The sequence below is a fragment of the Bradyrhizobium sp. 27S5 genome, from assembly GCF_037217225.1.
In the GTDB taxonomy this organism is placed as follows: domain Bacteria; phylum Pseudomonadota; class Alphaproteobacteria; order Rhizobiales; family Xanthobacteraceae; genus Bradyrhizobium; species Bradyrhizobium septentrionale.
The window spans coordinates 6,610,624-6,632,467 of record NZ_CP147714.1; the positions used below are offsets into that span (position 1 = coordinate 6,610,624).

General features: G+C 64.8%; 27 protein-coding genes, 1 pseudogene and 1 riboswitch. Of the genes and pseudogenes, 20 read left to right on the forward strand and 8 right to left on the reverse strand.

The window, feature by feature from the left end:
- Positions 1 to 27: 27 nt before the first annotated feature.
- Together WDM24_RS31245 and WDM24_RS31250 are read right to left on the reverse strand one after the other, a co-directional pair.
- A complete protein-coding gene (locus WDM24_RS31245; protein ID WP_166304485.1) occupies positions 28 to 234 on the reverse strand; it encodes a hypothetical protein in 207 nt (68 codons plus the stop codon).
- Between the two features lie 337 nt (positions 235 to 571).
- Positions 572 to 1,096 (reverse strand): PRC-barrel domain-containing protein, encoded by a 525-nt coding sequence (locus WDM24_RS31250; RefSeq protein ID WP_338828496.1) that lies wholly within the window; start codon positions 1,094 to 1,096, stop codon positions 572 to 574.
- Between WDM24_RS31250 and WDM24_RS31255 the strand changes: the two genes are divergently transcribed.
- Entirely contained in the window at positions 1,077 to 1,340 is a 264-nt protein-coding gene (locus WDM24_RS31255) for a hypothetical protein (protein ID WP_338828497.1), read from the forward strand. The two genes, WDM24_RS31250 and WDM24_RS31255, sit on opposite strands and share 20 nt — an antisense overlap.
- 85 nt (positions 1,341 to 1,425) lie before the next feature.
- Here WDM24_RS31255 and WDM24_RS31260 read toward each other — a convergent pair whose 3' ends face one another.
- On the reverse strand, positions 1,426 to 1,827 hold the full coding sequence (locus tag WDM24_RS31260) for a PRC-barrel domain-containing protein (RefSeq protein WP_338828498.1): 402 nt from the start codon (positions 1,825 to 1,827) through the stop codon (positions 1,426 to 1,428).
- A 286-nt stretch (positions 1,828 to 2,113) separates the two neighbouring features.
- On the opposite strand from WDM24_RS31260, the gene WDM24_RS31265 reads away from it, so the two are divergent.
- Both WDM24_RS31265 and WDM24_RS31270 read left to right on the forward strand, forming a co-directional pair.
- Positions 2,114 to 2,851 (forward strand): response regulator, encoded by a 738-nt coding sequence (locus WDM24_RS31265; RefSeq protein ID WP_029078975.1) that lies wholly within the window; start codon positions 2,114 to 2,116, stop codon positions 2,849 to 2,851.
- A gap of 2 nt (positions 2,852 to 2,853) precedes the next feature.
- A complete protein-coding gene (locus WDM24_RS31270; protein ID WP_338828499.1) occupies positions 2,854 to 4,215 on the forward strand; it encodes an ATP-binding protein in 1,362 nt (453 codons plus the stop codon).
- A gap of 29 nt (positions 4,216 to 4,244) precedes the next feature.
- On the opposite strand, the gene WDM24_RS31275 is transcribed toward WDM24_RS31270, so the two are convergent.
- On the reverse strand, positions 4,245 to 4,439 hold the full coding sequence (locus tag WDM24_RS31275; RefSeq protein ID WP_166308342.1) for a hypothetical protein: 195 nt from the start codon (positions 4,437 to 4,439) through the stop codon (positions 4,245 to 4,247).
- A 363-nt stretch (positions 4,440 to 4,802) separates the two neighbouring features.
- On the opposite strand from WDM24_RS31275, the gene WDM24_RS31280 reads away from it, so the two are divergent.
- From WDM24_RS31280 to WDM24_RS31310, 7 genes are all read left to right on the forward strand, one after another.
- Entirely contained in the window at positions 4,803 to 5,351 is a 549-nt protein-coding gene (locus WDM24_RS31280) for a lytic transglycosylase domain-containing protein (protein WP_338691341.1), read from the forward strand.
- Positions 5,352 to 5,554: 203 nt separating this feature from the next.
- Positions 5,555 to 5,698: riboswitch (TPP riboswitch) on the forward strand.
- On the forward strand, positions 5,686 to 6,699 hold the full coding sequence (locus WDM24_RS31285; protein WP_338691342.1) for an FAD-dependent oxidoreductase: 1,014 nt from the start codon (positions 5,686 to 5,688) through the stop codon (positions 6,697 to 6,699). It overlaps the preceding riboswitch by 13 nt.
- 7 nt (positions 6,700 to 6,706) lie before the next feature.
- A complete protein-coding gene (thiS, locus tag WDM24_RS31290) occupies positions 6,707 to 6,904 on the forward strand; it encodes a sulfur carrier protein ThiS (protein ID WP_057014951.1) in 198 nt (65 codons plus the stop codon).
- Positions 6,905 to 7,061: 157 nt separating this feature from the next.
- Positions 7,062 to 7,844: a thiazole synthase gene (locus WDM24_RS31295; RefSeq protein ID WP_338828500.1), complete on the forward strand. Its 783-nt coding sequence runs from the start codon at positions 7,062 to 7,064 to the stop codon at positions 7,842 to 7,844.
- Positions 7,831 to 8,439: a thiamine phosphate synthase gene (locus WDM24_RS31300; protein WP_338828501.1), complete on the forward strand. Its 609-nt coding sequence runs from the start codon at positions 7,831 to 7,833 to the stop codon at positions 8,437 to 8,439. Before WDM24_RS31295 ends, WDM24_RS31300 begins: the two co-directional genes overlap by 14 nt.
- Positions 8,440 to 8,605: 166 nt before the next feature.
- Positions 8,606 to 10,504, forward strand: coding sequence for a phosphomethylpyrimidine synthase ThiC (gene thiC, locus WDM24_RS31305; RefSeq protein WP_338828502.1), 1,899 nt, complete (start codon positions 8,606 to 8,608; stop codon positions 10,502 to 10,504).
- 392 nt (positions 10,505 to 10,896) lie between these two features.
- Entirely contained in the window at positions 10,897 to 11,292 is a 396-nt protein-coding gene (locus tag WDM24_RS31310; RefSeq protein WP_029078984.1) for a hypothetical protein, read from the forward strand.
- A 281-nt stretch (positions 11,293 to 11,573) separates the two neighbouring features.
- Here the strand turns inward: WDM24_RS31310 and WDM24_RS31315 are convergent, their stop codons facing one another.
- On the reverse strand, positions 11,574 to 13,247 hold the full coding sequence (locus tag WDM24_RS31315) for an NAD(P)/FAD-dependent oxidoreductase (protein WP_338828503.1): 1,674 nt from the start codon (positions 13,245 to 13,247) through the stop codon (positions 11,574 to 11,576).
- Between the two features lie 164 nt (positions 13,248 to 13,411).
- Here WDM24_RS31315 and WDM24_RS31320 point away from each other — a divergent pair, with 164 nt between their 5' ends.
- Both WDM24_RS31320 and WDM24_RS31325 read left to right on the forward strand, forming a co-directional pair.
- The gene (locus tag WDM24_RS31320) at positions 13,412 to 13,810 is read left to right on the forward strand and encodes a hypothetical protein (RefSeq protein ID WP_338828504.1); all 399 of its coding nucleotides are present in this window, start codon (positions 13,412 to 13,414) and stop codon (positions 13,808 to 13,810) included.
- A gap of 243 nt (positions 13,811 to 14,053) precedes the next feature.
- Positions 14,054 to 14,577, forward strand: a pseudogene (locus WDM24_RS31325) (mismatch-specific DNA-glycosylase).
- Positions 14,578 to 14,805: 228 nt separating this feature from the next.
- Here the strand turns inward: WDM24_RS31325 and WDM24_RS31330 are convergent.
- Positions 14,806 to 15,240 (reverse strand): hypothetical protein, encoded by a 435-nt coding sequence (locus WDM24_RS31330; RefSeq protein WP_166214787.1) that lies wholly within the window; start codon positions 15,238 to 15,240, stop codon positions 14,806 to 14,808.
- 214 nt (positions 15,241 to 15,454) lie between these two features.
- Between WDM24_RS31330 and WDM24_RS31335 the strand changes: the two genes are divergently transcribed.
- The 3 genes from WDM24_RS31335 to WDM24_RS31345 are packed head-to-tail and all read left to right on the forward strand — an operon-like array spanning position 15,455 to position 16,763.
- A complete protein-coding gene (locus WDM24_RS31335) occupies positions 15,455 to 15,880 on the forward strand; it encodes a YeeE/YedE family protein (protein WP_338828506.1) in 426 nt (141 codons plus the stop codon).
- A gap of 2 nt (positions 15,881 to 15,882) precedes the next feature.
- Positions 15,883 to 16,362: a DUF6691 family protein gene (locus WDM24_RS31340; protein WP_338828507.1), complete on the forward strand. Its 480-nt coding sequence runs from the start codon at positions 15,883 to 15,885 to the stop codon at positions 16,360 to 16,362.
- A gap of 5 nt (positions 16,363 to 16,367) precedes the next feature.
- The gene (locus WDM24_RS31345; protein ID WP_029078990.1) at positions 16,368 to 16,763 is read left to right on the forward strand and encodes a RidA family protein; all 396 of its coding nucleotides are present in this window, start codon (positions 16,368 to 16,370) and stop codon (positions 16,761 to 16,763) included.
- Between the two features lie 350 nt (positions 16,764 to 17,113).
- On the opposite strand, the gene WDM24_RS31350 is transcribed toward WDM24_RS31345, so the two are convergent.
- Positions 17,114 to 17,875 (reverse strand): SOS response-associated peptidase, encoded by a 762-nt coding sequence (locus tag WDM24_RS31350; RefSeq protein ID WP_338828508.1) that lies wholly within the window; start codon positions 17,873 to 17,875, stop codon positions 17,114 to 17,116.
- Positions 17,876 to 17,937: 62 nt separating this feature from the next.
- On the opposite strand from WDM24_RS31350, the gene WDM24_RS31355 reads away from it, so the two are divergent.
- The 5 genes from WDM24_RS31355 to WDM24_RS31375 all read left to right on the forward strand — a co-directional run bounded on the left by WDM24_RS31355 (position 17,938) and on the right by WDM24_RS31375 (position 20,442).
- Positions 17,938 to 18,438, forward strand: coding sequence for a hypothetical protein (locus tag WDM24_RS31355; RefSeq protein ID WP_338828509.1), 501 nt, complete (start codon positions 17,938 to 17,940; stop codon positions 18,436 to 18,438).
- Between the two features lie 41 nt (positions 18,439 to 18,479).
- The gene (locus tag WDM24_RS31360; protein ID WP_338832475.1) at positions 18,480 to 18,899 is read left to right on the forward strand and encodes an NUDIX hydrolase; all 420 of its coding nucleotides are present in this window, start codon (positions 18,480 to 18,482) and stop codon (positions 18,897 to 18,899) included.
- Between the two features lie 98 nt (positions 18,900 to 18,997).
- Complete coding sequence (locus WDM24_RS31365) at positions 18,998 to 19,375, forward strand: TIGR02301 family protein (protein ID WP_029078994.1); 378 nt, start codon at positions 18,998 to 19,000, stop codon at positions 19,373 to 19,375.
- On the forward strand, positions 19,365 to 20,021 hold the full coding sequence (locus WDM24_RS31370) for an HAD family hydrolase (protein ID WP_338828510.1): 657 nt from the start codon (positions 19,365 to 19,367) through the stop codon (positions 20,019 to 20,021). The genes WDM24_RS31365 and WDM24_RS31370 overlap by 11 nt, the downstream gene beginning before the upstream one ends.
- Before the next feature lie 154 nt (positions 20,022 to 20,175).
- A complete protein-coding gene (locus tag WDM24_RS31375) occupies positions 20,176 to 20,442 on the forward strand; it encodes a hypothetical protein (RefSeq protein ID WP_338828511.1) in 267 nt (88 codons plus the stop codon).
- A 12-nt stretch (positions 20,443 to 20,454) separates the two neighbouring features.
- Here the strand turns inward: WDM24_RS31375 and WDM24_RS31380 are convergent, their stop codons facing one another.
- The gene (locus tag WDM24_RS31380; protein WP_338828512.1) at positions 20,455 to 21,789 is read right to left on the reverse strand and encodes a dihydroorotase; all 1,335 of its coding nucleotides are present in this window, start codon (positions 21,787 to 21,789) and stop codon (positions 20,455 to 20,457) included.
- Between the last annotated feature and the right edge of the window lie 55 nt (positions 21,790 to 21,844).

A 21,844-nucleotide genomic window follows, 5' to 3' on the forward strand; every position in this document is an offset into this window, starting at 1 on the left:
GCCCGCCACCCGGTCGTGGCCTCAGCCTCAGCCAGATTTTTTGGGCAACCCGAGAAGGCCTGCTACCGCCTCGGCCCCTTTGCCGGAAGCGGAGACGTCCCCATTGTCCCTGACCTCCACGACAGCGCCATTGGAGAAACTGAGGGACCAGCCATCATCCGTGCCGTTCCGGCGCCGATCGGTCAGCTCAATACCAGCTGCGGAAATCACTGCGGTGGCCTTGTCGACGTCCATGGTCGTCACCTCTTGCAGGCGTCGGAATATTCTTCCTCGGCCAATGGATCGTGAAGTCGAGGCACTCTAGAGCGTTTTCGAGCGAAGTGGATACCGGTTCGCGTGAAGAAAACGCGTCAAAACAAGAATCTAGAGCTCCGTTCCGATTCCATCGGAACGGAAATAGCTCTGGAGGAAGGGATTGGCGGCTGTATGAACCAGGCGGAGGTTTCCGCAACATCAAGTATGAGTCCGCGGCGTCTCGTGCGACAGCAGACGAGCCGACTTTCGTGCAAGGCACAACAAGACGCGCCCGGTAGCACCGGGCGCGTTTGGCTTTCACAGCATGCGATGCGCGTTACTCGGTCGCGTATTTGAACTCCGGCATCGCCTTCAGCTCATCCTTGGTCGCATTGAACACCGCGTGGTCCGGATACCAGGGATTCGGCTTCGCCGTCGCGGCAGCAGGTGCCGCGCCCGTGGTGGTCGTCGACTTGGTCGTGCTGCCGGTGTTCGACGCGGCGGCGCCGGTATAGGCGATCGGCTCGCTTGCAAACTTCACCTTGTCGAGCGGCACGGCGACCAGATGCTCGCCGACGCCAAGGAAACCGCCGACGCCGATCACGACCACCTTGATGGCACCGTCCTTGTCCATCAGCAGATCATTGATCGAGCCGACGCTCTCGTTCTTGTCGTTGTACACGCTGAGGCCGACGACCTTGGAGGCGCGCCAGTTGCCCTGATATGAGGCCGGTGACGTGGTCGATGTCGTCGATGCCGCCGGAGACATCTTGTCGCCCTTGTCGGTCGGCGTCTGCGCAAAGGCTGCGGTTGCAAGCAGCGCGGTGCCGGCAACGCCGGCGATGATGGATTTCATCAACATGTGGCTCTCCTCATTTCGAAAATCGATGCAGGGAAAACCCGTCATCTCGGCAACCGTTCCTACCGGGCCTGCGATCAAAAGCCGCCCCACTGCGGAGGAACGCCGTGGAAGCGATGCAGCAAACCGGAGCGTGTGGACGTCAAGCGCATGGAACGCTGCGGTGCTTGACGAGAGCGATCTTGATCTCTCAAGTAAGCTGCGGTTGAGCCTCACGACTGCGCCGGACGCGCAGTCCCTGATGTGACGATGTTTGGCTCACTAAGTCGTCCCGGCGAACCGCGCTGCGCAGGCTGGCGCTCGCCGCAATGTTTGCGCGAAGTGCCGCGCGCTCAGAAGCCGCCCCAGTAAGGCGGCACGCCGTAGAAGCGATGCAGCTCGACTTCCTGCGAGCGGTCGCCCCAGTCGAAGTCCCTGTCGGCGCGGAACGACGGTGCGCGCTTCAGCTCGTCATCCTCGATGTCGAACTCGTAGGCCTCGAACTTCGGATTGTAGTGCAGCCGGCCCCAGGGCAGCGGAAGCAAATTGGTTCCGATGCCGAGGAAACCGCCGAAGCTCAGCACCGCGTACGACACCTTGCCGGAGATCTTGTCGATCATCAGCCGCTCGATGTGGCCGACCATGTCCCCGTTGGCCCGGCGCACCGCGGTACCTTCGACCCGATCGCTTGCAATGAGCTGATGCGGTCTGATGCTGGTGTCGGTCTCCGTCTCGGTCCTGACCTCGACAGCCATCTCACCCTCCTGGCCTGAAAGTAGAAACAACGCGTCGCCGGGGGTTCGGGTTCCGGCCCCGGATATGACAGCCAACCTTCCCTTTTCGGGCCGCGGCGATCACGGACCCCGGGGCTCCGGCCGGCAACAGATCGGCCCGAATTTCAACGCATTGGCTTGATGACAGAACGATAACTTTTCTCCGCCCCGGCGACCTGTAAACTCCATCAGCCGGGCAAGATTTCAGAAATATACTGAAACAAAATTCCTGAGCCGCTTCCCCCGAATCACGGACAAAAGAGTCGGTATGACCCAGGCTGCGCCCAATATCCTAGTCGTCGAGGACGACCGCGAGACGCGGTCCCTCATCGCAAAATATCTCCGGACCAATTCCTGCCATGTCACGACCGCCTCCGACGGCCGCGAAATGGCCAAGGCCATGACCGACCACCGGGTCGATCTCCTGGTGCTCGACGTCATGCTGCCCGGCGAGGACGGCCTCAGCCTGTGCCGCAAGGTGCGCGCGGAGTCGCAGACACCGATCATCATGCTGACCGCACGCGGCGAGGACGTCGACCGCATCCTCGGCCTCGAGATGGGTGCCGACGACTATTTGGCCAAGCCGTTCAACCCGCGCGAGTTGCTGGCGCGCATCAACGCGGTGCTGCGCCGGCAGGCCGCCGCGCGGAACGCCAGCGCGATCGAGGGCGCGACCACGCTGAGCTTCCTCGGCTGGCGCATCGACATCCGCCTGCGCGAGCTGCGCAACCCGGAGGGTGCGCGCGTCGCCATGACCAGCGCCGAATTCGACCTGCTGCGCACCTTCTGCGAGCGGCCCGGCCGCGTGCTGTCGCGCGACAGCCTGCTCGACCTGACGCAGGGCCGCAGCGCCGGTTCGTTCGAGCGTTCGATCGACGTGCTGGTGAGCCGCATTCGCCGCAAGATCGAGCCCGATCCGCAGGAAGCCACCATGATCAAGACGGTGCGCTCCGGCGGCTATGTGTTCACTCCGAGGGTGGAGGCGGTTGCCGCCACGAGCAACTGACCATGAAGCTGCTGCGCCTGCTGAGTCTGCGGGGGATCGGCGCCCAGATGGCGGCGCTGGTTGTCGTCTCGATCGTCGCGCTGCATCTGATCATTACTGCCACGTTCCTGATCCATCGCCCTGACCGGCCGGAGCCTTCGGACCGCTGGCACACCCAGCTCGCCGCTGCCGCGCAACTGCTCGGGCATGCCCCGGCATCGGAGCGGCCGCGGCTCGTGGCCGACGTTGCCCGCGCCTTCCCGCAACTCGCAATCGGCGACCTGCCAACCGATACCGGCGCGCTCACCGAGACCGACACGCCGAGCCTGCACGCGCTGCGCCGGCTCGGCGCCGGCTATCACGTCTTCCTGCTGCCGCGCGAGGCGGGCAATGCGCCGCATGACGGCGACATCCGCCGCGTCGCGATCCGCCTGCCCGATGGCGCCATGTTCGCCGCCAACCTGATGCCGGACCAGCATATGCGGCCGTTCTGGGGTGGCCCGTGGATGATGACGGTGCTGTTTGCCGTCATCAGCGTCACCCTGCTCGGCCTGTGGGCGGCATGGGCGCTGACGGCGCCGCTGTCGTCCTTCGTCAAGGCCGCCGAGACCTTCAGCCTGAACGGCGCCTCCGCGCCGCTGCCCGAGCGCGGCCCCGAGGAGATCCGTTCGCTGGCCAAGGCGCTCAACCGGATGCGCGAGCGCATCACCGCCTTGATCGACGACCGCACCAAGATGCTGGCCGCGATCAGCCACGATCTGCGCACGCCGATCACGCGGATGCGGCTGCGCGCCGAGTTCATCGAGGACGAGACCCATCGCCACCGCATGCTGCGCGACCTCGACCAGATGCGCTCGATGCTGGAATCGGTGCTGTCGTTCCTGCGCAACGACCGCAAGCTCGAGGAGATGACGCTGGTCGACATCGCGAGCACGCTGCACCTCGTCATCGACCAGTTCGCCGACATGGGGCACAAGGTGAGCTACGAGGGGCCGCAGCACGCCATGGCGACCGCGCGGCCCGCCGATCTGCATCGCTGCATCACCAATCTGGTGGAAAATGCCGCACGCTTCGGCGGCGAAGTCGCCGTCCGGCTCGACGTCAAGGCCAACAGTCTCGTCGTCGACATCGAGGACGACGGCCCCGGCATTTCGGACGCGCACAAGGCGACCGTGCTGGAGCCGTTCGTGCGCGGCGACCAGGCGCGCAACATGGACGAGGCCGAGGGCTTCGGCCTCGGCCTGTCGATCGCCAACGTCATCGTGCTCGCGCATGGCGGCACGCTGTCGCTGCACGATCGCAAGCCGCACGGGCTCGTGGTCCGGATCGAATTGCCGGCGCGTCAGCAGCAACAGTTGCAGCCGCCGCAGAAATCTGCGGCCTGATCAGGCTGATCTGAGCGACAACAAAGATTTTAGGCGGCGAGTGGCGTGAGCTGAGCTACGTCATAGATCGCGATCGCCTCGAAGCGGTAATTGCAGGCGCGGCAATTCCACAGGAATGACGTGCGCCCCTCGCTGTGCTCCACCCAATCGGGGCGGGCAATTGGCTTGCCGCATTGCGCGCAGGGATTTTCGCGAGGCATATAGCCGGTGTCCTGACGGACCATGGCGCATCTCCCGAATGTTGTTTTTTGCGTGCTTTGGAAGGGACAGACGCGCTGACTGAGCGCGCGCTGCCATGGATGAAGTGTAAACCTTCACCGAATCGTTTGCACGAAAAACCTTTGTGGATAGCGTGCGGCAAAAAGCGGCCAACAAAATTAGAAGCGAAGACAATTTTTGGCTGAGACGATTGAAGCGAACAATTTGAAGCATCTGTCTTCACAATCGCGTCGTCCATTTGACCGGCACCCGAACAATCACCGACGCAGAACGTTCGCTGATGCGAAGGTTTTGCCACATTCCTGCCCGCTCGCCGTACCATTCAGACCGCAGAACCGACGCGCATCTGAAAGCCCCGAGCGACCGAGATGAAGACCGTACAAGCCCTTAGCTGCCTTCTCAGCTGCCTTGCCGCGATTGCGGTGCTGGCCTGCAGCACCAGCGCGCATGCACAATCGCGCGCGCAATATGAGGCGATGGTGGCGGCCGAGGCGCAGGCGAACCTGGTGCCGGAAGAGCTGGTGCATCGCGTCATCGTGCGCGAGAGCAAATACCATCCGCAGCTGATCGGGCGCGGCGGCACCATCGGACTGATGCAGATCAAGCTCGGCACCGCGCGCGGCCTCGGCTACACCGGTACCGCAGAAGGTCTGCGCGACCCCGGAACCAACCTCAAATACGGCGTCAAATACCTCGCCGGCGCCTTTCGCGCCGCCAATGGCGATCACGACCGAGCCGTGCGTTATTTCGCGGGCGGCTATTACTATGTCGCAAAGCGCCAGCGCGGGGATCACCTCAAGCAGGCGAAGCATGGCAGCGCGGGTGCAGCACCGAAGGAACTCGCCAAACAGGACGCCAGCCAGGACCAGATGACGCCGAATGCCGCCGAGGCGACGGCGGAACAGGCGGAAAAATAAGTGCTTTCGTGTCCCGGACGCGGTGCAACGCGCAGCGTTGCTCCGCAGAGCCGGGACCTATGTTCGACAGGATGGTGGACCCCGGCTCAGCAGCGCACCGCTATCGCGCTGCGCTGCGTCCGGGGCACGAGAGCTTTGCGCGCGCCACGGTGCGCCGGTCCTTGGCATACAAGTTGACACACCCGCCCATCCGCCTACATTAGGGGCGTTCCGAGGGGTGCTCCGAAGGAGGAGCTGAGATACCGCAAGCTTGGACTTCGCCATCACGGCGATCAGTTCGGGACCGCGGTGACCCTTTGAACCTGATCCGGGTCATGCCGGCGAAGGGACAGGGATGTATCAGACGTCAAGACCGCGGGGGGATTCCCCCGTCTCCATCATCGGCGCAGGCATAGCCGGCGCCTGGCATGCGCTATTGCTCGCAGAGGCCGGGCGTGCCGTCACCCTGCATGAGCGCAGTGACGCCGCGATGACGGAATCCACGAGCCACTGGGCCGGCGGGATGCTCGCGCCATGGTGCGAGGCGGAGGCGTCCGAGCCCGTCATCTCGCGGCTCGGCATCCGCGCGCTCGATTTGTGGCGGCAGCATTTCCCCAAGACTCCGTTCAACGGCTCGCTGGTGGTGGCGCATCCGCGCGACCGCGCCGATTTCGAGCGCTTTGCCCGCCTCACCACCAATCACTGCCGGCTCGACGCTCAAGGGGTGAGCGCGCTCGAGCCGTCGCTCGAGGGCCGTTTCCGTGACGGCCTGTTCTATCCCGACGAGGGCCATGTCGAGCCGCGCCGCGTATTGCCGCAACTGCATGCCGCGATCGCCAAAGCCGGCGGCGCCATCAAGTTCGGCAGCGACGCCGAGGTCCAAGATCTCGACGGCCTCGTGATCGACTGCCGCGGCCTTGCCGCGCGCGACCGCGAGCCGAGCCTGCGCGGCGTCAAGGGCGAGATGATCATCATCGAGACCTCCGAGGTCGAGCTGTCGCGCCCGGTGCGGCTGATCCATCCGCGCTGGCCGCTCTATGTGATCCCGCGCGGCGACGGCCGCTTCATGCTGGGGGCGACCTCGATCGAGGCCGAGGACAATGGCGTCAGCGTGCGCTCGGCGCTGGAGCTGTTAGGGGCCGCCTATGTGGTGCATCCGGCCTTCGCCGAGGCGCGCATCGTCGAGTTCGGCGCGGGCCTGCGCCCGGCATTTCCCGACAATTTGCCGAAGATCAGGATCGAGCAGGACCGCATCACGGTGAACGGGCTCTACCGTCACGGCTTCCTGCTGGCGCCGGCGCTGGCCGAGCTGACGCTGAGCTATCTCGCGCGCGGCGAAATCGACAATGAGGTGATGCAATGCGCGTGATCGTCCAATGCGTGTGATTGTAAATGGCGAGCAGCGGGAGATCGCGGCTTCCAGCGTCGATGCGCTGCTGGCCGAGCTCGACTACGAGGGCACCCATTTCGCGATCGCGCTGAATTACGACGTGGTGCCGAAGAGCCGCTGGGCCGACACTGCACTCAAGGCCGGCGACGAGATCGAGATCATCACGCCGCGGCAGGGAGGGTGATGATGATGCGCGATCGCGCCATTCACTCCGCTGTCATCGCCCGGCTTGACCGGGCGATCCAGTACGCCGCGGCTTCTCGGTTCACGGCATGGCCTCTGGAATACTGGATCCCCGCCTTCGCGGGGATGACGACCACATTTGAGGAGACACCTCGGACATGGTGAACTTCTATGGCAAATCCTTCCCCTCGCGCCTGCTGATCGGCACGGCGCTGTATCCGTCGCCCGCGATCATGCAGGGCGCGATCCGCGCCTCCGGCGCCAGCATCGTCACGGTGTCGCTGCGGCGCGAGGCGGCGGGCGGCAAGACCGGCGATGCGTTCTGGTCGCTGATCCGCGAGCTCGGCGTCACCGTGCTGCCGAACACCGCGGGCTGCCGCAGCGTCAAGGAGGCGGTGACCACCGCAAAGCTCGCGCGCGAATTGTTCGGCACGCCGTGGATCAAGCTCGAGGTGATCGCCGACAACGACACGCTGCAGCCCGACGTGGTCGGCCTGGTCGAGGCCGCCGCCATCCTGATCAAGGACGGGTTTGAGGTGTTCCCCTATTGCACCGAGGATTTCTCGGTCGCCTCGCGCCTCGTCGATGCCGGCTGCAAGGTGGTGATGCCGTGGGCCGCGCCGATCGGAAGTGCAAAAGGCATCACCAACCGCGACGCGCTGAAGCTGTTGCGCGACCGCCTGCCCGATATCACGCTGGTGGTCGACGCGGGCCTAGGCGCGCCGTCGCATGCTGCCGAAGCGCTCGAGCTCGGCTACGACGCCGTGCTGCTCAACACCGCCGTGGCCAAAGCCGCCGATCCCGTCGCGATGGCCAACGCCTTCCGGCTCGGCGTCGAGGCCGGCCGCACCGCCTACGAAGCCGGGCTGATGGAAGCCCGCGACTTCGCCTCCCCCTCCACCCCTGTCGTTGGGACCCCGTTCTGGCATGCCGTATCCTGATCCGTTCTATCCCGTCGTCGACAGCATCAAATGGGTCGAACGCCTGACCAGGCTTGGCGTCGGCACCATCCAGCTGCGCGCGAAAGAGCTCGACGATGCCGGGGCGCTGCAGATCGTCAGCGACGCGCTGGCGATCACGAAGGGCACGCCGACGAAGCTCGTCGTCAACGACTACTGGCGCGCGGCGATCGTCGCCGGCGCCGAGCACCTGCATCTCGGCCAGGAAGACCTCGCCGACGCGGACCTCGGTGAAATCCGCAAAGCCAAGCTGACGCTCGGCGTCTCCACCCATGACGATGCTGAACTCGCCACCGCGCTCGCAGCCAAGCCCGACTACGTCGCGCTCGGCCCGATCTTCTTCACCACGCTGAAGTCGATGCGGTTCGAACCACAGGGTATTGCGAAGATCACCGAGTGGAAGAAGCGGATCGGCGCGATCCCGCTGGTCGCGATCGGCGGCATCAAGTTCGAGCACGCCGCCGACATCTTCGCCGCCGGCGCCGACTCGATCGCGGTCGTCTCTGACGTCACCCAGAACGCCGACCCCGATGCGCGGGTGCGGCAGTGGCTCGGCCTCAGCGCGGAGGCCGCGTGATGCTGCCTACCGCACACTGTTTATCCCGTCACCCTGAGGTGGCCGCTTCTTCAGCGGCCCTCGAAGGGCGACGGCCCGGCTCGTCGACCCTTCGAGGCGCGCAAGAGCGCGCACCTCAGGGTGACGAGAACAACATTACGCACACGAATTAAACGGAGGATACGCTATGAACATCCGCTCCAACCCCGACACCACACGTCCCGCCGTCACCACAGGCTCGCTGCCCTCCTCGCGCAAGATCTTTGCGACGCCGGAGGCCGCGCCCGATCTGCGCGTGCCGCTGCGCGAGATCATCCTGTCGGAAGGCGCCGGCGAGCCGAACCTGCCGGTGTACGACACCTCGGGCCCCTACACCGATCCGGCCGTCACGATCGACGTCAACACCGGCCTGCCGCGCAATCGGCTGGCCTGGGTCAAGGAGCGCGGCGGCGTCGAGGAATATGAAGGCCGCACCATCAAGCCGGAGGACAACGGCAACGTCGGCGCCTCGCATGCCGCCAAGGCGTTCACCGCGCGTCACACGCCGCTGCGCGGCCTCGACGGCCACAAGATTACGCAGCTCGAGTTCGCCCGCGCCGGCATCATCACCAAGGAGATGATCTACGTCGCCGAGCGCGAGAATCTCGGCCGCAAGCAGCAGCTGGAGCGCGCGGAAGCAGCACTTGCCGATGGCGAGAGTTTTGGCGCCGCGGTGCCGGCCTTCATCACGCCGGAATTCGTCCGCAGCGAGATCGCGCGCGGCCGCGCCATCATCCCCTCCAACATCAACCATGCCGAGCTCGAACCGATGATCATCGGCCGCAACTTCCTGACCAAGATCAACGCCAATATCGGCAACTCGGCGGTGACCTCGTCGGTCGAGGAAGAGGTCGACAAGATGGTGTGGGCGATCCGCTGGGGCGCCGACACCGTGATGGACCTCTCGACCGGCCGCAACATCCACACCACCCGCGAATGGATTTTGCGCAACTCGCCGGTGCCGATCGGCACCGTGCCGATCTACCAGGCGTTGGAGAAGTGCGACGGAGATCCCGTCAAGCTGACCTGGGAGCTCTACAAGGACACGCTGATCGAGCAGTGCGAACAAGGCGTCGACTATTTCACGATCCACGCTGGCGTGCGGCTGCCCTACATCCACCTCACCGCCAACCGCGTCACCGGCATCGTGTCGCGCGGCGGCTCGATCATGGCGAAGTGGTGCCTGGCGCATCACAAGGAGAGCTTCCTCTACACCCATTTCGACGAGATCTGCGACCTCATGCGCAAGTATGACGTCTCGTTCTCGCTCGGCGACGGCCTGCGCCCCGGTTCGATCGCCGATGCCAACGACCGCGCGCAGTTCGCGGAGCTCGAGACGCTCGGCGAGTTGACCAAGATCGCGTGGGACAAGGGCTGCCAGGTCATGATCGAGGGCCCCGGCCACGTGCCGATGCACAAGATCAAGATCAACATGGACAAGCAGCTCAAGGAATGCGGCGAGGCGCCGTTCTACACCCTCGGGCCGCTGACGACCGACATCGCGCCGGGCTATGACCACATCACCTCGGGCATTGGCGCCGCGATGATCGGCTGGTTCGGCTGCGCGATGCTCTGCTACGTCACGCCGAAGGAGCATCTCGGCCTCCCTGATCGCAACGACGTCAAGGTCGGCGTCATCACCTACAAGATCGCGGCCCACGCCTCCGATCTCGCCAAGGGCCACCCCGCCGCCCAGCTCCGCGACGACGCGCTGTCGCGCGCCCGCTTCGACTTCCGCTGGCAGGACCAGTTCAACCTCGGCCTCGACCCAGAGACCGCAAAGAACTTCCACGACGAGACCCTGCCCAAGGAAGCCCACAAGGTCGCGCATTTCTGCTCGATGTGCGGCCCAAAGTTCTGCTCGATGAAGATCACCCAGGACGTGCGCGACTACGCCGCGACGCTTAACGACCCGACGGGCGTTGGGGCGTCGATGTCAGGCGTCATCGAGGACGGCATGGCGTCGATGAGCGCCAAGTTCAAGGAGATGGGCGAGAGCTTGTATCTCGATGCGGACAAGGTGAAGGAGAGCAATCGGGTGTTGTGAGGGCTCGCCCTCTCCGCTCGTCATGCCCGGGCAAAAGCGCGAAGCGCGTCTTCGCGCCAGATGACCCGGGCATCCATCCAGAACGAAGAGGCCGGGCGAGAGCCCGGCCTCTTCGCTTCAACGGCGCTCACTCATAAATCCATCGCGTGTGTGCGGATTGTACAGGGGCAGTCACGACAGCAACCGGCCCAAGGCCGCCACGTGCTCCGCAGAACCATTGACTTGGATCAACGAAAAATCCGCTGTCTCATCGCATGCCAGATGCTCAAAAGCGATGAAGTGCCGCGTCGATGATGCTATCATGCTCCCCTCAAACAAACGATTTAGCGACAATTCCACGTCCGGTTCGCAGCGGGTCCAGTAGCCTAATGACCATTTAATTGGAGATTTTTATGAGAACCTTCAATGCGGTACTATTCGTACTTCTCGTTGCGCAATCGGCCTCGACACAGGCTGCCGATTTGAACGGAGCCTGGACGATCGACGCCTCGGCCTGCGATAAGGTATTCACCAAGGAGAACAACAAGCTCGCGTTCAAGAAAGATGCCGATCTCCACGCGGGCGGCTTGATCGTCCAGGGAAAGCAAATCACCGGCACGTTTCAAAAATGTACTGTCAAATCGTTGCACGATGACGGGCAGAATGTTCGAGTGATTGCGTCGTGCTCGGACGGCGTCGCGATTTCAGACGTAGCAATCGACGTAAAACTCTCTGGCGAGAATAAGATCACACTCAGCGCCAAGGAGCCGGTGCCAATGGAGACGCCGTATGTTCGCTGCTCGATGTGATATCGGTGGCGACGGCCTGAGAGCGACGTGGATGATCGACTATCGAAGGTCCTAAATGCGGACACTGTAGATAGCTGTCTACTGCACCGGATTGCCATCGTCGCTTCGCGCCTCCTGGTTCGACCGCGCGGCGAGGTTGAACGACGATCAGAGCGGTTCGGTGGCCCGCGACAGCACCTTTGCGAGCCATCGTAATGATCGCGATAACGACCGCGAGAAGATGGTGGGTTACGCTTCCGCCTTCGCTCGTCGAGCTACGGCGGACAAGTCGCTAACCCACCCTACGATGCCGACGCGCCAACAGCCGCCGCCTGCGCGCCAGCCCGCGCCCCAGAACCAAACTCAATCTCCCGATACCCCTCCGCCGCCACGCCGTTGATGATCCCCAAGAACTTTGGCGTGCCGCCGTTGTAGACGAAGTAGCGCACGGTGCCCTCCTCGTGGCCGGCGACGTTGGAGTTGTAGCCGGTGAACCACGACTTGGCTTTGCGCATCAGCATGATCTCGTACATCTTGACGACATGCGCGGTCCAGCGCTCCTGCGCTTCGAGCGTGGCGTCGGCGCGGGTCAGGCCGCGCTCCCACATGTATTGCAGGAGGTTGGTGCACCAGTTCACCCCATTCTCGATGCCGCGCGGAAAATTGGTCGAGGCTGAGGCGCTTTGCGGGCCGGTCGGCATCAGCAGGTTCGGGAAGCCGTGCACGAGCATGCCGAGGAAGGTCGACGGCGCCTGCTTCCATTTGTCGGCGAGCTTCACGCCGCCGATGCCGGTGATGTCGATCAGGTCATAGGCGCCGGTGATGGCATCGAAGCCGGTGGCGTAGACGATGATGTCGAACTCGTAGTCGCGCGCCATGGTGCGCAGGCCCGTCTCGGTGACGCGCACCAGCGGCGTCTCGCTGAGGTCGACGAGGTGCACATTGTCGCGATTATACGCCTCGAAATAGTTGGTCTCCAGCGGCAGGCGCTGCACGCCGAAGCCGTGATCCCTGGGGATCAGCTTTTCGGCGACTTTGGGCTCCTTCACGCGGCCGCGGATACGGTCGGCGATGTATGCCGACAATTCGGCATTGGCGGCCTCGTCCATGAAAATCTCGCGAAAGTTCGCCAACCAGATGCCGAAGCCGGGCTCGTCGTAGAGCTTGTCCCACAGTGCCAGGCGCTCCTCGCGGCTCACCTCGTAGAAGCCGCGCTTGTCGGGACCGTGCACAAAACTGCCGGGCGTCAGTGCGCAGGCGGCGAAGATCTCGTCGTAGCGCGCGCGGATGTCGGCCATCTCCTCCACTGAGATCGCGGAGTTGTTGAGCGGCGCGCTCCAGTTCGGCCGGCGCTGGAACACGGTGAGTTGGCCTACCTTGTCGGCGATCTCGCCGATCACCTGAATGCCGGTCGCGCCGGTGCCGATCACGGCGACCTTCTTTCCCGCGAGATCCACCGGCTCGTGCGGCCAATAATAGGTATGGAACGAGTGGCCCTTGAAGTCGTCGATCCCAGGCACGCGCGGCATGGTCGGCGCCGAGAGCAGGCCGATCCCCAGCACCACGAAGCGGCAGGTCAGCCGGCGGCCATCGCTGATCCTGAGCTGCCAGAGATCGCGCGTCTCGTCGAACTGCATCGCCTCGACCTTGCAATTGAACTGCATGTGCTTGCGCAGGTCGAACTTGTCGGCGACGTAGTTGAGGTAGCGCAGATTCTCGGGCTGGCCGGAGAAGCGCTCCTTCCAGTGCCACTCGTCGAGCAGCTCGCGCGAGAACGAGAAGCCGTAGGTGTAGCTTTCCGAGTCGAAACGACAGCCCGGATAGCGGTTCCAGTACCAGGTGCCGCCGAGATCGGGTGCGCCTTCGAGCACGGTGGCGTCGATGCCGAGATCGGCAAGCCGCTTGATCTGGTAGATCCCGGCGACGCCGGCGCCGACGACAATCACCTCGTAATGGGTTTTCGCCTCTCCCGTCATGTCCTGCTCCAAAATTCTTCTTGATCTGTTGGGGCGGATTACAGACCCTTTTGCCAGCGCAGGCAACCGCCCGCGCCCGGCAGAGCGACGTGCAACTTGCGTTGAGGCGCTGGGCGCTCCACATCATGCGGACGATTGATCACTCACACTTCACCGAGACGGACATGACCGACAATCTCACCGGCGTCTGGGACGGCAGTTATGTTCAGCCTGGCTCCGGCATGGTCACGTTCCTGGCTACGCTGATCGACGCCGGTGGCGCGCTCGGCGGCAGCGTGACCGAGCCTTGCTTGACGCCGGGCTGCCCGCTCGCCACCCACAATGCCTCGCTTGCAGGTCATCGCTCCGGCAGCGCGGTGACGTTCGTGAAGCGCTACGAGCCACCCGGTTACGGATACGGCACCGTCCACTACGAAGGCTCGGTCAATGCCGACGCGACGGAGATCGACGGACGCTGGAGCATCCGCGGCACGAGGTTCTCGGGAAGGTTCCTGATGGTGCGCGCGACCGGGCCTGCGCAGGCGGTCACGACTGAAGACGAGATCAAGGAGCCGACGCGCTAAACAACGATGACGTTAGGTTGAACCGGTCAGGCCGCAGACACGCTCCACCTCTCCCGCTTGCGGGGGAGGTCGGATCGCATCGAAGATGCGATACGGGTGGGCGCTCTCTCCACGATGTGACTCGTGGAGAGAGCCCCCCAGCCCCCCGCAAGCGGGAGAAGGAGCGCACCGCCTGTGCGACTGCCACTCAACCTAATTCCATCATACGCTAGCGCGTGGATACGCCGTTCAGTCTCTTGTCAGATGCCCGCTAATAACCTTCACCGCCTCCCCGACCAGCTCCGCGCCTGGTCTTCGTCGGCACGGCGGCCAGCACGCGCTCGGCCGCGGTCGGGCATTACTACGCGCATCCCGGCAACCGGTTCTGGCGTGCGCTGCATGAGGCCGGCATCACGCCACGGCGCTATCGGCCGGATGAGTTCGCGGCGCTGCTCGAACTCAACATCGGCTTCACCGATCTCTCCAAGACCGGCGCCGGGATGGATCATGAGATCGCGCGGGGCTCGTTCGATGTCGCAGGCTTCAGGGCGAAGATCAAGAGGCATCGGCCGAAGACGATCGCCTTCACCAGCAAGAAGGCGGCGAGCCTGTTTTACGGCAGGCCGACCAGCGCGCTCGCGTTCGGCCGGCAGCCGCAGATCGGCAGCTTTCCCGATGTGTTCGTGTTGCCGTCGCCGTCCGGCGCGGCGTCCGGGCATTGGAATTTGCGGCCGTGGCGCGAGCTGGCGGAGTGGATCGGCCTGGCTCGTCCGGGCGAAAATGCGTAGCCCGGATGAGCGAAGCGACATCCGGGGTTGGTGCGGTCCCGCATATCGCTTCGCTCATGCGGGCTACAGATCATTGGCAGGACCGTAGGATGGGTAGAGCGAAGCGAAACCCATCATCTCTCCCAGGACGACGAAGGCGATGGGTTTCGCGGAGTTTATCATCGGGCCGCGCGTTGCGCGGACCCGTTGGCTCTACCCATCCTACGAAACCTACGAACAACGCGCCCGTTACTCCTTCAACGTAATCGCAAGCCCGCTGAGGTCGACATTGGCCATCAGGCCGACCTGCTTGCCGCTCAATTCGAGCACCGCGCCGTTCTGGTTGGTCAAGAGGATGCCGCGCACGCCGGCGCCGAGGGCAACGCCCATGCCGGCCGCGGCGTAGACGCCAGCGATGTCCTGGGCGCGGCGGATATTGCGGACCCGCCCCTGCAAGGTGGTCTGGGAGCCGCCGAACACGAGGCCGTAGTCCAGCCCGCCGGCGGTGAGCCCGTAGGTCTGGCCGTGGAAGGTCAAAACGCCCTTGCCGGCGGAGCCGCCGAAGATCCAGCCGCCCTTGAAGATCACGAGCGTCACGGCGCCCTCGTCGGCCAAGGCGGCGGACGAGCCGGTGAGCAGCGCCAGCGCGAACAGCGCGGCGCGGATGGCGGATGACAATCTCATGGGGTGTTCTCCGGACGAAGTGAGAGCGAGAAGCGAATTGCGGCAATCCAGCCGGCTGGTGGCATCGTTGAAATGCCGGCAAACACGCGGGATTGCGCTTGTTCCTGATCTGGCGGAGTCTATCATCGGGTGCACAGTCGCGCGACCGTTGGCGCATCCGCAGCCGCCACTTTGCCGGATCGCTGAGGTGTTCGCGCAACAGGGATCAGCATCGATGCACGATTTCACCCCCTTTTCCGGCCTCGCCGGCGGCGCGCTGATCGGGCTCGCCGCGGCGGTGCTGATGCTGCTGACCGGACGAATCGCAGGCGTCACCGGCATCGTCGGCGGCCTGCTGCAGGCCGATACCGCCGACCGCTCCTGGCGCGTCGCGTTCATCGCGGGGCTGGTCGCGGCGCCCCTGATCGCGGCGCTGTTCGGCGCGCCGCTGCCGCGGCCGGCGATGAATGCGAGCCTCGCGGTGATCACGATCGCGGGATTGCTCGTCGGGTTCGGCACCCGCATGGGCAATGGCTGCACCTCGGGCCACGGCGTCTGCGGCTTCGCGCGGCTGTCCGGCCGCTCGATTGCGGCCACCATCATCTTCATGCTGGCGGCGATCGCGACGGTCGCGATCGCAAGACATGGATTGGGAGGCTAACGATGGCACTTCTTGCCAGCTTCGTCTGCGGCCTGATCTTCGGCGCCGGCCTGCTGATCTCGGGCATGACGGATCCGCAGAAGGTGCTCGGCTTCCTCGATCTGTTCGGCGCCTGGGATGCAACGCTCGCCTTCGTGATGGCTGGCGCCGTCGCGGTCGCGGCGACAGGCTTTGCGATCGCGCGGCGGCGCGCCGCGCCCGCCTTCTCGGCGCGCTACCTCTGGCCCGACCGCAACGACATCGATGCGCCGCTGGTTGCCGGCGCCGTGCTGTTCGGCATCGGCTGGGGCCTCGCCGGCATCTGCCCCGGACCGGCGCTGGTCAACCTCGCCGGCCTCTCGTTGCCGATCGTGGTCTTCGTCATCGCGATGCTCGCAGGCATGATCGGTCAGAATCTCTTCGGCAAGAATCTCTGGCGCCGCGATGCGGCGGCGCCGCGCAGCATCGACACCGCTTCCCTTCCCTCTCGCGCAGACGGGTGATCCCAATGACAGAAACGACAGCGATCAAGCACTTTCCTCCTCCGCCCGGCGTCCAGGCGCCGCCGCTCTCGTTCGGCGCCCGCGTCGGCGATCTCTTGTTCATCTCCGGCATTCCCGGCTTCGACGCCAACCGCGAGCTGCCCGATGGTTTCGAGGCGCAGTTCGCCAATGTCGTCACCAACTTCAAACGCGTGCTGAACGAGGCGGGCGCGACGATGCGCGATCTCGTCAAGGTCAACGTGCTGCTGACCCGCGCCTCCGACGTCGCCACCATGAACGTCCTGTATGCCGGCGCGTTCGGCCCCGCGCCCTACCCCGCGCGCACCACCTGCGTCGTGGTGGCGCTGCCCAATCCGAAGATGCTGATCGAGATCGAGGGCGTGGCGTCGGTGAAGGGGTGATAACTCCCTCCGTCATTCCCCGGTGCGCAATTGCGCACCTGAGGGCGCGCCGCGGCCGCTCGGCTCAAACACTGGCGTCTCTGGAATACTGGATCACCCGCATGCGCGGGTGATGACACCGATCAAGCTGTTTGGCAGGTTGAATCTTCATCGTCGTCCTGGCCTAGTGCGCAATTGCGCACGGGAGCCAGGACCCATTACCGCAGATCTCAATTGTTGCGCGACGCTGGGGCCACTATCCCGTTCACGATCAACTGCGGTGGTTATGGGTCCTGGCTTTCGCCAGGACGACGATGTGGAGAAATCTGTACCTGTATTCGCGCCACGCACCACGCTTTTCCAACCGATCGCTAAAACAACGACCCCTGCCCATCATCCTCCCGCACAGTCGTCTTGCGCGGCGCAGACTTCTTCGGCTGCGGCGCATCTTCCGCAGCGATCTCCTCCGCACTCATCGGCAGCAGCAATTGCGCATCGTCGTTCGCAACGCTGTTCACCCGCATCGCCACCTGGTGCCAGGCGAACTCGCCGACATCGGGTCCCCTCAGCATCGGCATCACGTCGTCGACATCGTTGGGCAGGCAATCGAGCCAGCGCGCGAATTGCTCGGGCCGGATCGTGACCGGCACGCGGTGATGCAGTTGCGCGAGGTCGGGGCTTGCGGGCGCGGTGACGATCGCGACCGTGTCCTGCTCCTCGCCGTTCGGCCCCATCCAAGTCTCGGCAAGTGCTGCGAAGGCGAGCGGGTGGCCGTCGCGGCGATGGATGAAGAACGGCCGCTTGCGGCCGCCGGCATCCTGCCATTCGTAATAGCCGTCGGCAGGGATCAGCGCGCGGCGCCGCTTGATCGCGTTCTTGAAAGCCGGCTTCTCCCGCACCGTCTCGGAGCGGGCGTTGATCAAAAGCGAGAAGGTCCTGGGGTCCTTGACCCAGGACGGGATCAGGCCCCAGCGCATCAACTGAAAATGCCGGCCGCCATTCTGCAGCAGCACCACCGGGATTGGCTGGGTCGGCGCAACATTATACCGTGGCGGAAAATTCGGCTGCTCGATATAGCCGAACATCTCGCGCAAGGCCGCCGGCGGCGAGGTTATGACAAAGCGTCCGCACATTTCCCGTCCAGAGTGGTATCCGTTTATTCTGCCTTAACTTGGAACGTTAAAGACTGCGATCAATGACCTCAACGGCCGCCATAGCGGGCTCTTCCCCGCGACCGACGTACCCCGACGAGGCGCGGGCGACGCTGTTGCGCGCCGCCAACATCAATCCCCGGACCGGGCTTGCCACCGACTACCTCAATCACTTCAACGAAGCCATCATGCTGCTGGAGATGGTGCCGGACCTGCCGGAATGCGCCAGCGATTTCCTGGAATGGCAGCCGCTGTCCTATGCCGAGCATTTCACCGCGTCCAATTTCAAGGCACGTGACCTCGCGATCGAATCCTATGAGACCGCGGATGCCCGGATCCGGGCCGAATTCGACCATCTCACCGACAGCATGACGAAGATACTGACTGAGGTCGGCGCCGCGATGCGGCAATTGCATCAGGACAAGAGCCGGGTCGCGCTCGCCGAGCAGGCGATCGTCTGGGTCAAGCCGCTGGTGATGCTGACCGCCGGCATCATCAACGGCGCCGCGGAGGCCGATGTCGACAGCATCATGGCGGGCGCCTGATTTATCGGGCATATAGTGCTTGAACCTGATTGTTGATTGCCTTGACCTCTCCCGAACCTCCGATCCGCCCGCAGCTCGCCGTCTCCGGCGTGATTTTTCGCGACGGCAAGGTGCTGCTGGTGCGCCGCGCCCGCTCGCCCGGAAAGGGCTTCTATTCGCTGCCCGGCGGCCGGGTCGAGTTCGGCGAATCCTTGCACACCGCCCTGCACCGGGAGATCGACGAGGAGACTGGCTTGCGGGTCGAGATCCTGGGCATGGCCGGCTGGCGCGAGGTGCTGCCGACCGGCCCCGGCACCGGGCATTATCTGATCATGACATTCGCGGCGCGCTGGGCGTCCCGCGAGCCTGTCCTGAACGACGAGCACGACGATTTCAAATGGCTGGCGCCGGAGGCGATCGGCGACCTCAAGGTCACCGGCGGTCTCCATGAGGTCATTGCGGCCGCCCGGCGGCTGGTTTGAGGCCGGTTTTGGGGCGCTTGGGAGGCGGTATTACATGCCCTTTGCGCCTTGCCTCGGGCGCATTGAGGGGGCATACCACGGCCATTCCGGAACCCCTGATGATCAGAGCCTTTCTCGCCGTTGTGATCCTGATGTCGGCATGCCTTGCCTCGCCCGCCCGGGCGCAGGACGCGGCTGCGCCGTTCGACGGCGACCTGCAGCGGCTGGCCGAGATCCTCGGCGCCCTGCACTATCTGCGCGGCATCTGCGGCTCCAACGAGGGCGCCAAATGGCGCAACGAGATGCAGGCGCTGATCGACGCCGAAACCCCCTCCGGCGACCGCCGCGCCCGCATGATCGCGGGCTTCAACCGCGGCTATAACGGCTTCCAGCAGACCTACCGGTCCTGCACCCCCGCAGCCACCGTGGCGATCCGCCGCTACATCGAGGAAGGCTCGAAAATCTCGCGCGACCTGACGGCCCGCTATGCCAACTGACCGCGCGATCTTCTTCGACCTCGACGGCACCCTGACCGACCCGAAGCCCGGCATCACCGGCTCGATCCAGTATGCGCTGGGAAAGCTCGGCCGGCCGGTTCCCTCGCAGGACGAGCTGACCTGGTGCATCGGGCCGCCGCTTCGGGCGAGCTTTGCGCTGCTGCTCGGCGGCGAGGAGCTCGCCGACCGCGCGGTCGAGCTCTACCGCGAGCGATTCGGCGATGTCGGGCTGTTCGAGAACAGCGTCTATCCTGATATCGCCGAGGTGCTGGCGGAGCTTCGCGAGCGGCCGGGCCGCATGTACGTTGCGACCTCGAAGCCGCATGTGTTCGCGACGCGGATCGTCGCGCATTTCGGGCTGAACGGGTATTTCGACCACGTGTTCGGTTCCGAACTCGACGGAACCCGTGTCAACAAGGTCGACCTGCTCGCCTATGCGCTGGAGCAGACCGGGGCCGATCCGGAGAAGGCCGTGATGATCGGCGACCGCAGCCACGACGTGATCGGAGCTATCAGGAACGGCATCCGCGCGGTCGGCGTGACCTATGGCTATGGCACGCCCGAGGAGCTGCTCGAGGCCGGCGCCAGCCAGCTGTGCGCCTCGCCGCGCGCGGTAGGGGACCATATCCACAGCTCATTTGGCTGACGGCGGCCGCACCATCCGGAATTCCCCTTTAAATGCCGAAGCGCGCGTTAACCTTTTCGAAAGATGTGGGCTAGGCGGTACCCGCATGCGTGATACATCTCGCGCGTCGCAGTGGTTCGCGTCCGGACCGCGCGCATTCATTTTGATGAGTTCCATGCGCCATCCAGCGTCCTTTCCCCGTCACCAAGACCCGCGTCCCGATCACGAGCAGAAGCAAGCCGCGCTGGGCTACCTGAACGAGGCCTGGGCGGAAGCGCGTCACGACGGCGTCGATGGCGACTGCCTCGCGCAGGCGAGTCTGTTTGCGGCGCTCGCCGAGCTCGTCGGCACCTATGGCGAGGATGCGGTGGCGAAATTCGCCGAGGGCCTCGCCGCGCGCGTGCGCAACGGCGAGTTCTCGCTGGCGCTCGCCCGGCAGTAATCGCACCAGTCGTTACGGCTTCAGCGTCTCGAGGAACCGGACCGGCTCGCCGGTCGACGGCGCCGTCAGTTCGCCCTGCCACATCACCCGCCTGCCGCGCACGAAGGTGCCGACCGGCCAGCCCTGCACCCGCACACCGTCATAGGGCGTCCAGCCCGCGCGCGAGGCCACCCATTTGTTGGTGATGGTCTCGCTGCGCTTGAGGTCGACCACGGTGAAGTCGGCGTCATTGCCCGCCGCGATGCGGCCCTTGTAGGCGATGTTGAACAGCCGTGCCGGCCCCGCGCTGGTGAGATCGACGAAGCGCGCCAGCGACAGCCGCCCGGCATTGACGTGATCGAGCATCAACGGCACCAGCGTCTGCACGCCGGTCATGCCTGATGGCGAGGCCGGATAGGTCTTGGCCTTCTCCTCCAGCGTATGCGGCGCGTGATCGGAGCCGAGCACATCGATGATGCCCTGCTCGATGCCGTACCAGATGCCGGCGCGGTGATCGGCCGAACGCACCGGCGGGTTCATCTGCGCCAGCGTGCCGAGCCGCTCGTAGCATTCGGGCGCGGCCATGGTGAGGTGGTGCGGCGTCGCCTCGCAGGAGGCGACATCCTTGTGGTCGCGCAGATACAGGATCTCTTCCTTGGTCGAGATGTGCAGCACATGGATGCGCTTGCCGGTCTCGCGCGCGAGATTGACCAGCCGCTCGGTCGCCATCAGCGCCGCAGTCTCGTCGCGCCACACCGGATGCGAGCGCGGATCGCCCTCGATGCGCAGCGGCTTGCGCTCGTTGAGGCGGTATTCGTCCTCGGCGTGGAACGCGGCGCGGCGGCGGATCACCTGGAAGATCCGCCGCAGGCTCTCGTCGTCCTCGACCAAGAGCGCGCCGGTCGAGGAGCCGATGAACACCTTGACGCCGGCGCAGCCCGGCGCGCGCTCGAGCTCCGGCAGGTCCTGCACGTTCTCGCGGGTGCCGCCGATGAAGAACGCGAAATCGCAATGCATGCGATGGTGGCCGCGCTTGATCTTGTCGGTGAACGCCTCTTCTGTGACGGTCAGCGGGTTGGTGTTCGGCATCTCGAACACAGCGGTGACCCCGCCCATCACCGCGCTGCGCGAGCCGGTCTCGAGGTCTTCCTTCTGCGTCAGCCCGGGCTCGCGGAAATGCACCTGGGTATCCATCACGCCGGGCAGGATGTGCAGCCCCTTGCAGTCGATCACCTCGCCGGCCGCGGCCTGGCCGAGCGAGCCGATTGCGGCGATACGGCCGCCCACGATACCGATATCGCGCACGCCCTCGCCGTCCTGATTGACCAGGGTGCCGGATTTTAGAATGGTGTCAAAATGCTGATTCATCGGTCCTCGGCGCCCGCTTTCCGCTGTCGCGCGGGCCTTGTTCGGCGCACTCTAG

What these genes read in the sequence shown, in the direction of transcription:
- WDM24_RS31245 (WP_166304485.1), bottom strand. Translation starts at nt 234, where the DNA reads ATGGACGTCGACAAGGCCACCGCAGTGATTTCCGCAGCTGGTATTGAG.
- WDM24_RS31255 (WP_338828497.1), top strand. Translation starts at nt 1,077, where the DNA reads ATGATGGATTTCATCAACATGTGGCTCTCCTCATTTCGAAAATCGATG.
- WDM24_RS31250 (WP_338828496.1), bottom strand. Translation starts at nt 1,096, where the DNA reads ATGTTGATGAAATCCATCATCGCCGGCGTTGCCGGCACCGCGCTGCTT.
- WDM24_RS31260 (WP_338828498.1), bottom strand. Translation starts at nt 1,827, where the DNA reads ATGGCTGTCGAGGTCAGGACCGAGACGGAGACCGACACCAGCATCAGA.
- WDM24_RS31265 (WP_029078975.1), top strand. Translation starts at nt 2,114, where the DNA reads ATGACCCAGGCTGCGCCCAATATCCTAGTCGTCGAGGACGACCGCGAG.
- WDM24_RS31270 (WP_338828499.1), top strand. Translation starts at nt 2,854, where the DNA reads ATGAAGCTGCTGCGCCTGCTGAGTCTGCGGGGGATCGGCGCCCAGATG.
- WDM24_RS31275 (WP_166308342.1), bottom strand. Translation starts at nt 4,439, where the DNA reads ATGGTCCGTCAGGACACCGGCTATATGCCTCGCGAAAATCCCTGCGCG.
- WDM24_RS31280 (WP_338691341.1), top strand. Translation starts at nt 4,803, where the DNA reads ATGAAGACCGTACAAGCCCTTAGCTGCCTTCTCAGCTGCCTTGCCGCG.
- WDM24_RS31285 (WP_338691342.1), top strand. Translation starts at nt 5,686, where the DNA reads ATGTATCAGACGTCAAGACCGCGGGGGGATTCCCCCGTCTCCATCATC.
- thiS (WP_057014951.1), top strand. Translation starts at nt 6,707, where the DNA reads ATGCGTGTGATTGTAAATGGCGAGCAGCGGGAGATCGCGGCTTCCAGC.
- WDM24_RS31295 (WP_338828500.1), top strand. Translation starts at nt 7,062, where the DNA reads ATGGTGAACTTCTATGGCAAATCCTTCCCCTCGCGCCTGCTGATCGGC.
- WDM24_RS31300 (WP_338828501.1), top strand. Translation starts at nt 7,831, where the DNA reads ATGCCGTATCCTGATCCGTTCTATCCCGTCGTCGACAGCATCAAATGG.
- thiC (WP_338828502.1), top strand. Translation starts at nt 8,606, where the DNA reads ATGAACATCCGCTCCAACCCCGACACCACACGTCCCGCCGTCACCACA.
- WDM24_RS31310 (WP_029078984.1), top strand. Translation starts at nt 10,897, where the DNA reads ATGAGAACCTTCAATGCGGTACTATTCGTACTTCTCGTTGCGCAATCG.
- WDM24_RS31315 (WP_338828503.1), bottom strand. Translation starts at nt 13,247, where the DNA reads ATGACGGGAGAGGCGAAAACCCATTACGAGGTGATTGTCGTCGGCGCC.
- WDM24_RS31320 (WP_338828504.1), top strand. Translation starts at nt 13,412, where the DNA reads ATGACCGACAATCTCACCGGCGTCTGGGACGGCAGTTATGTTCAGCCT.
- WDM24_RS31330 (WP_166214787.1), bottom strand. Translation starts at nt 15,240, where the DNA reads ATGAGATTGTCATCCGCCATCCGCGCCGCGCTGTTCGCGCTGGCGCTG.
- WDM24_RS31335 (WP_338828506.1), top strand. Translation starts at nt 15,455, where the DNA reads ATGCACGATTTCACCCCCTTTTCCGGCCTCGCCGGCGGCGCGCTGATC.
- WDM24_RS31340 (WP_338828507.1), top strand. Translation starts at nt 15,883, where the DNA reads ATGGCACTTCTTGCCAGCTTCGTCTGCGGCCTGATCTTCGGCGCCGGC.
- WDM24_RS31345 (WP_029078990.1), top strand. Translation starts at nt 16,368, where the DNA reads ATGACAGAAACGACAGCGATCAAGCACTTTCCTCCTCCGCCCGGCGTC.
- WDM24_RS31350 (WP_338828508.1), bottom strand. Translation starts at nt 17,875, where the DNA reads ATGTGCGGACGCTTTGTCATAACCTCGCCGCCGGCGGCCTTGCGCGAG.
- WDM24_RS31355 (WP_338828509.1), top strand. Translation starts at nt 17,938, where the DNA reads ATGACCTCAACGGCCGCCATAGCGGGCTCTTCCCCGCGACCGACGTAC.
- WDM24_RS31365 (WP_029078994.1), top strand. Translation starts at nt 18,998, where the DNA reads ATGATCAGAGCCTTTCTCGCCGTTGTGATCCTGATGTCGGCATGCCTT.
- WDM24_RS31370 (WP_338828510.1), top strand. Translation starts at nt 19,365, where the DNA reads ATGCCAACTGACCGCGCGATCTTCTTCGACCTCGACGGCACCCTGACC.
- WDM24_RS31375 (WP_338828511.1), top strand. Translation starts at nt 20,176, where the DNA reads ATGCGCCATCCAGCGTCCTTTCCCCGTCACCAAGACCCGCGTCCCGAT.
- WDM24_RS31380 (WP_338828512.1), bottom strand. Translation starts at nt 21,789, where the DNA reads ATGAATCAGCATTTTGACACCATTCTAAAATCCGGCACCCTGGTCAAT.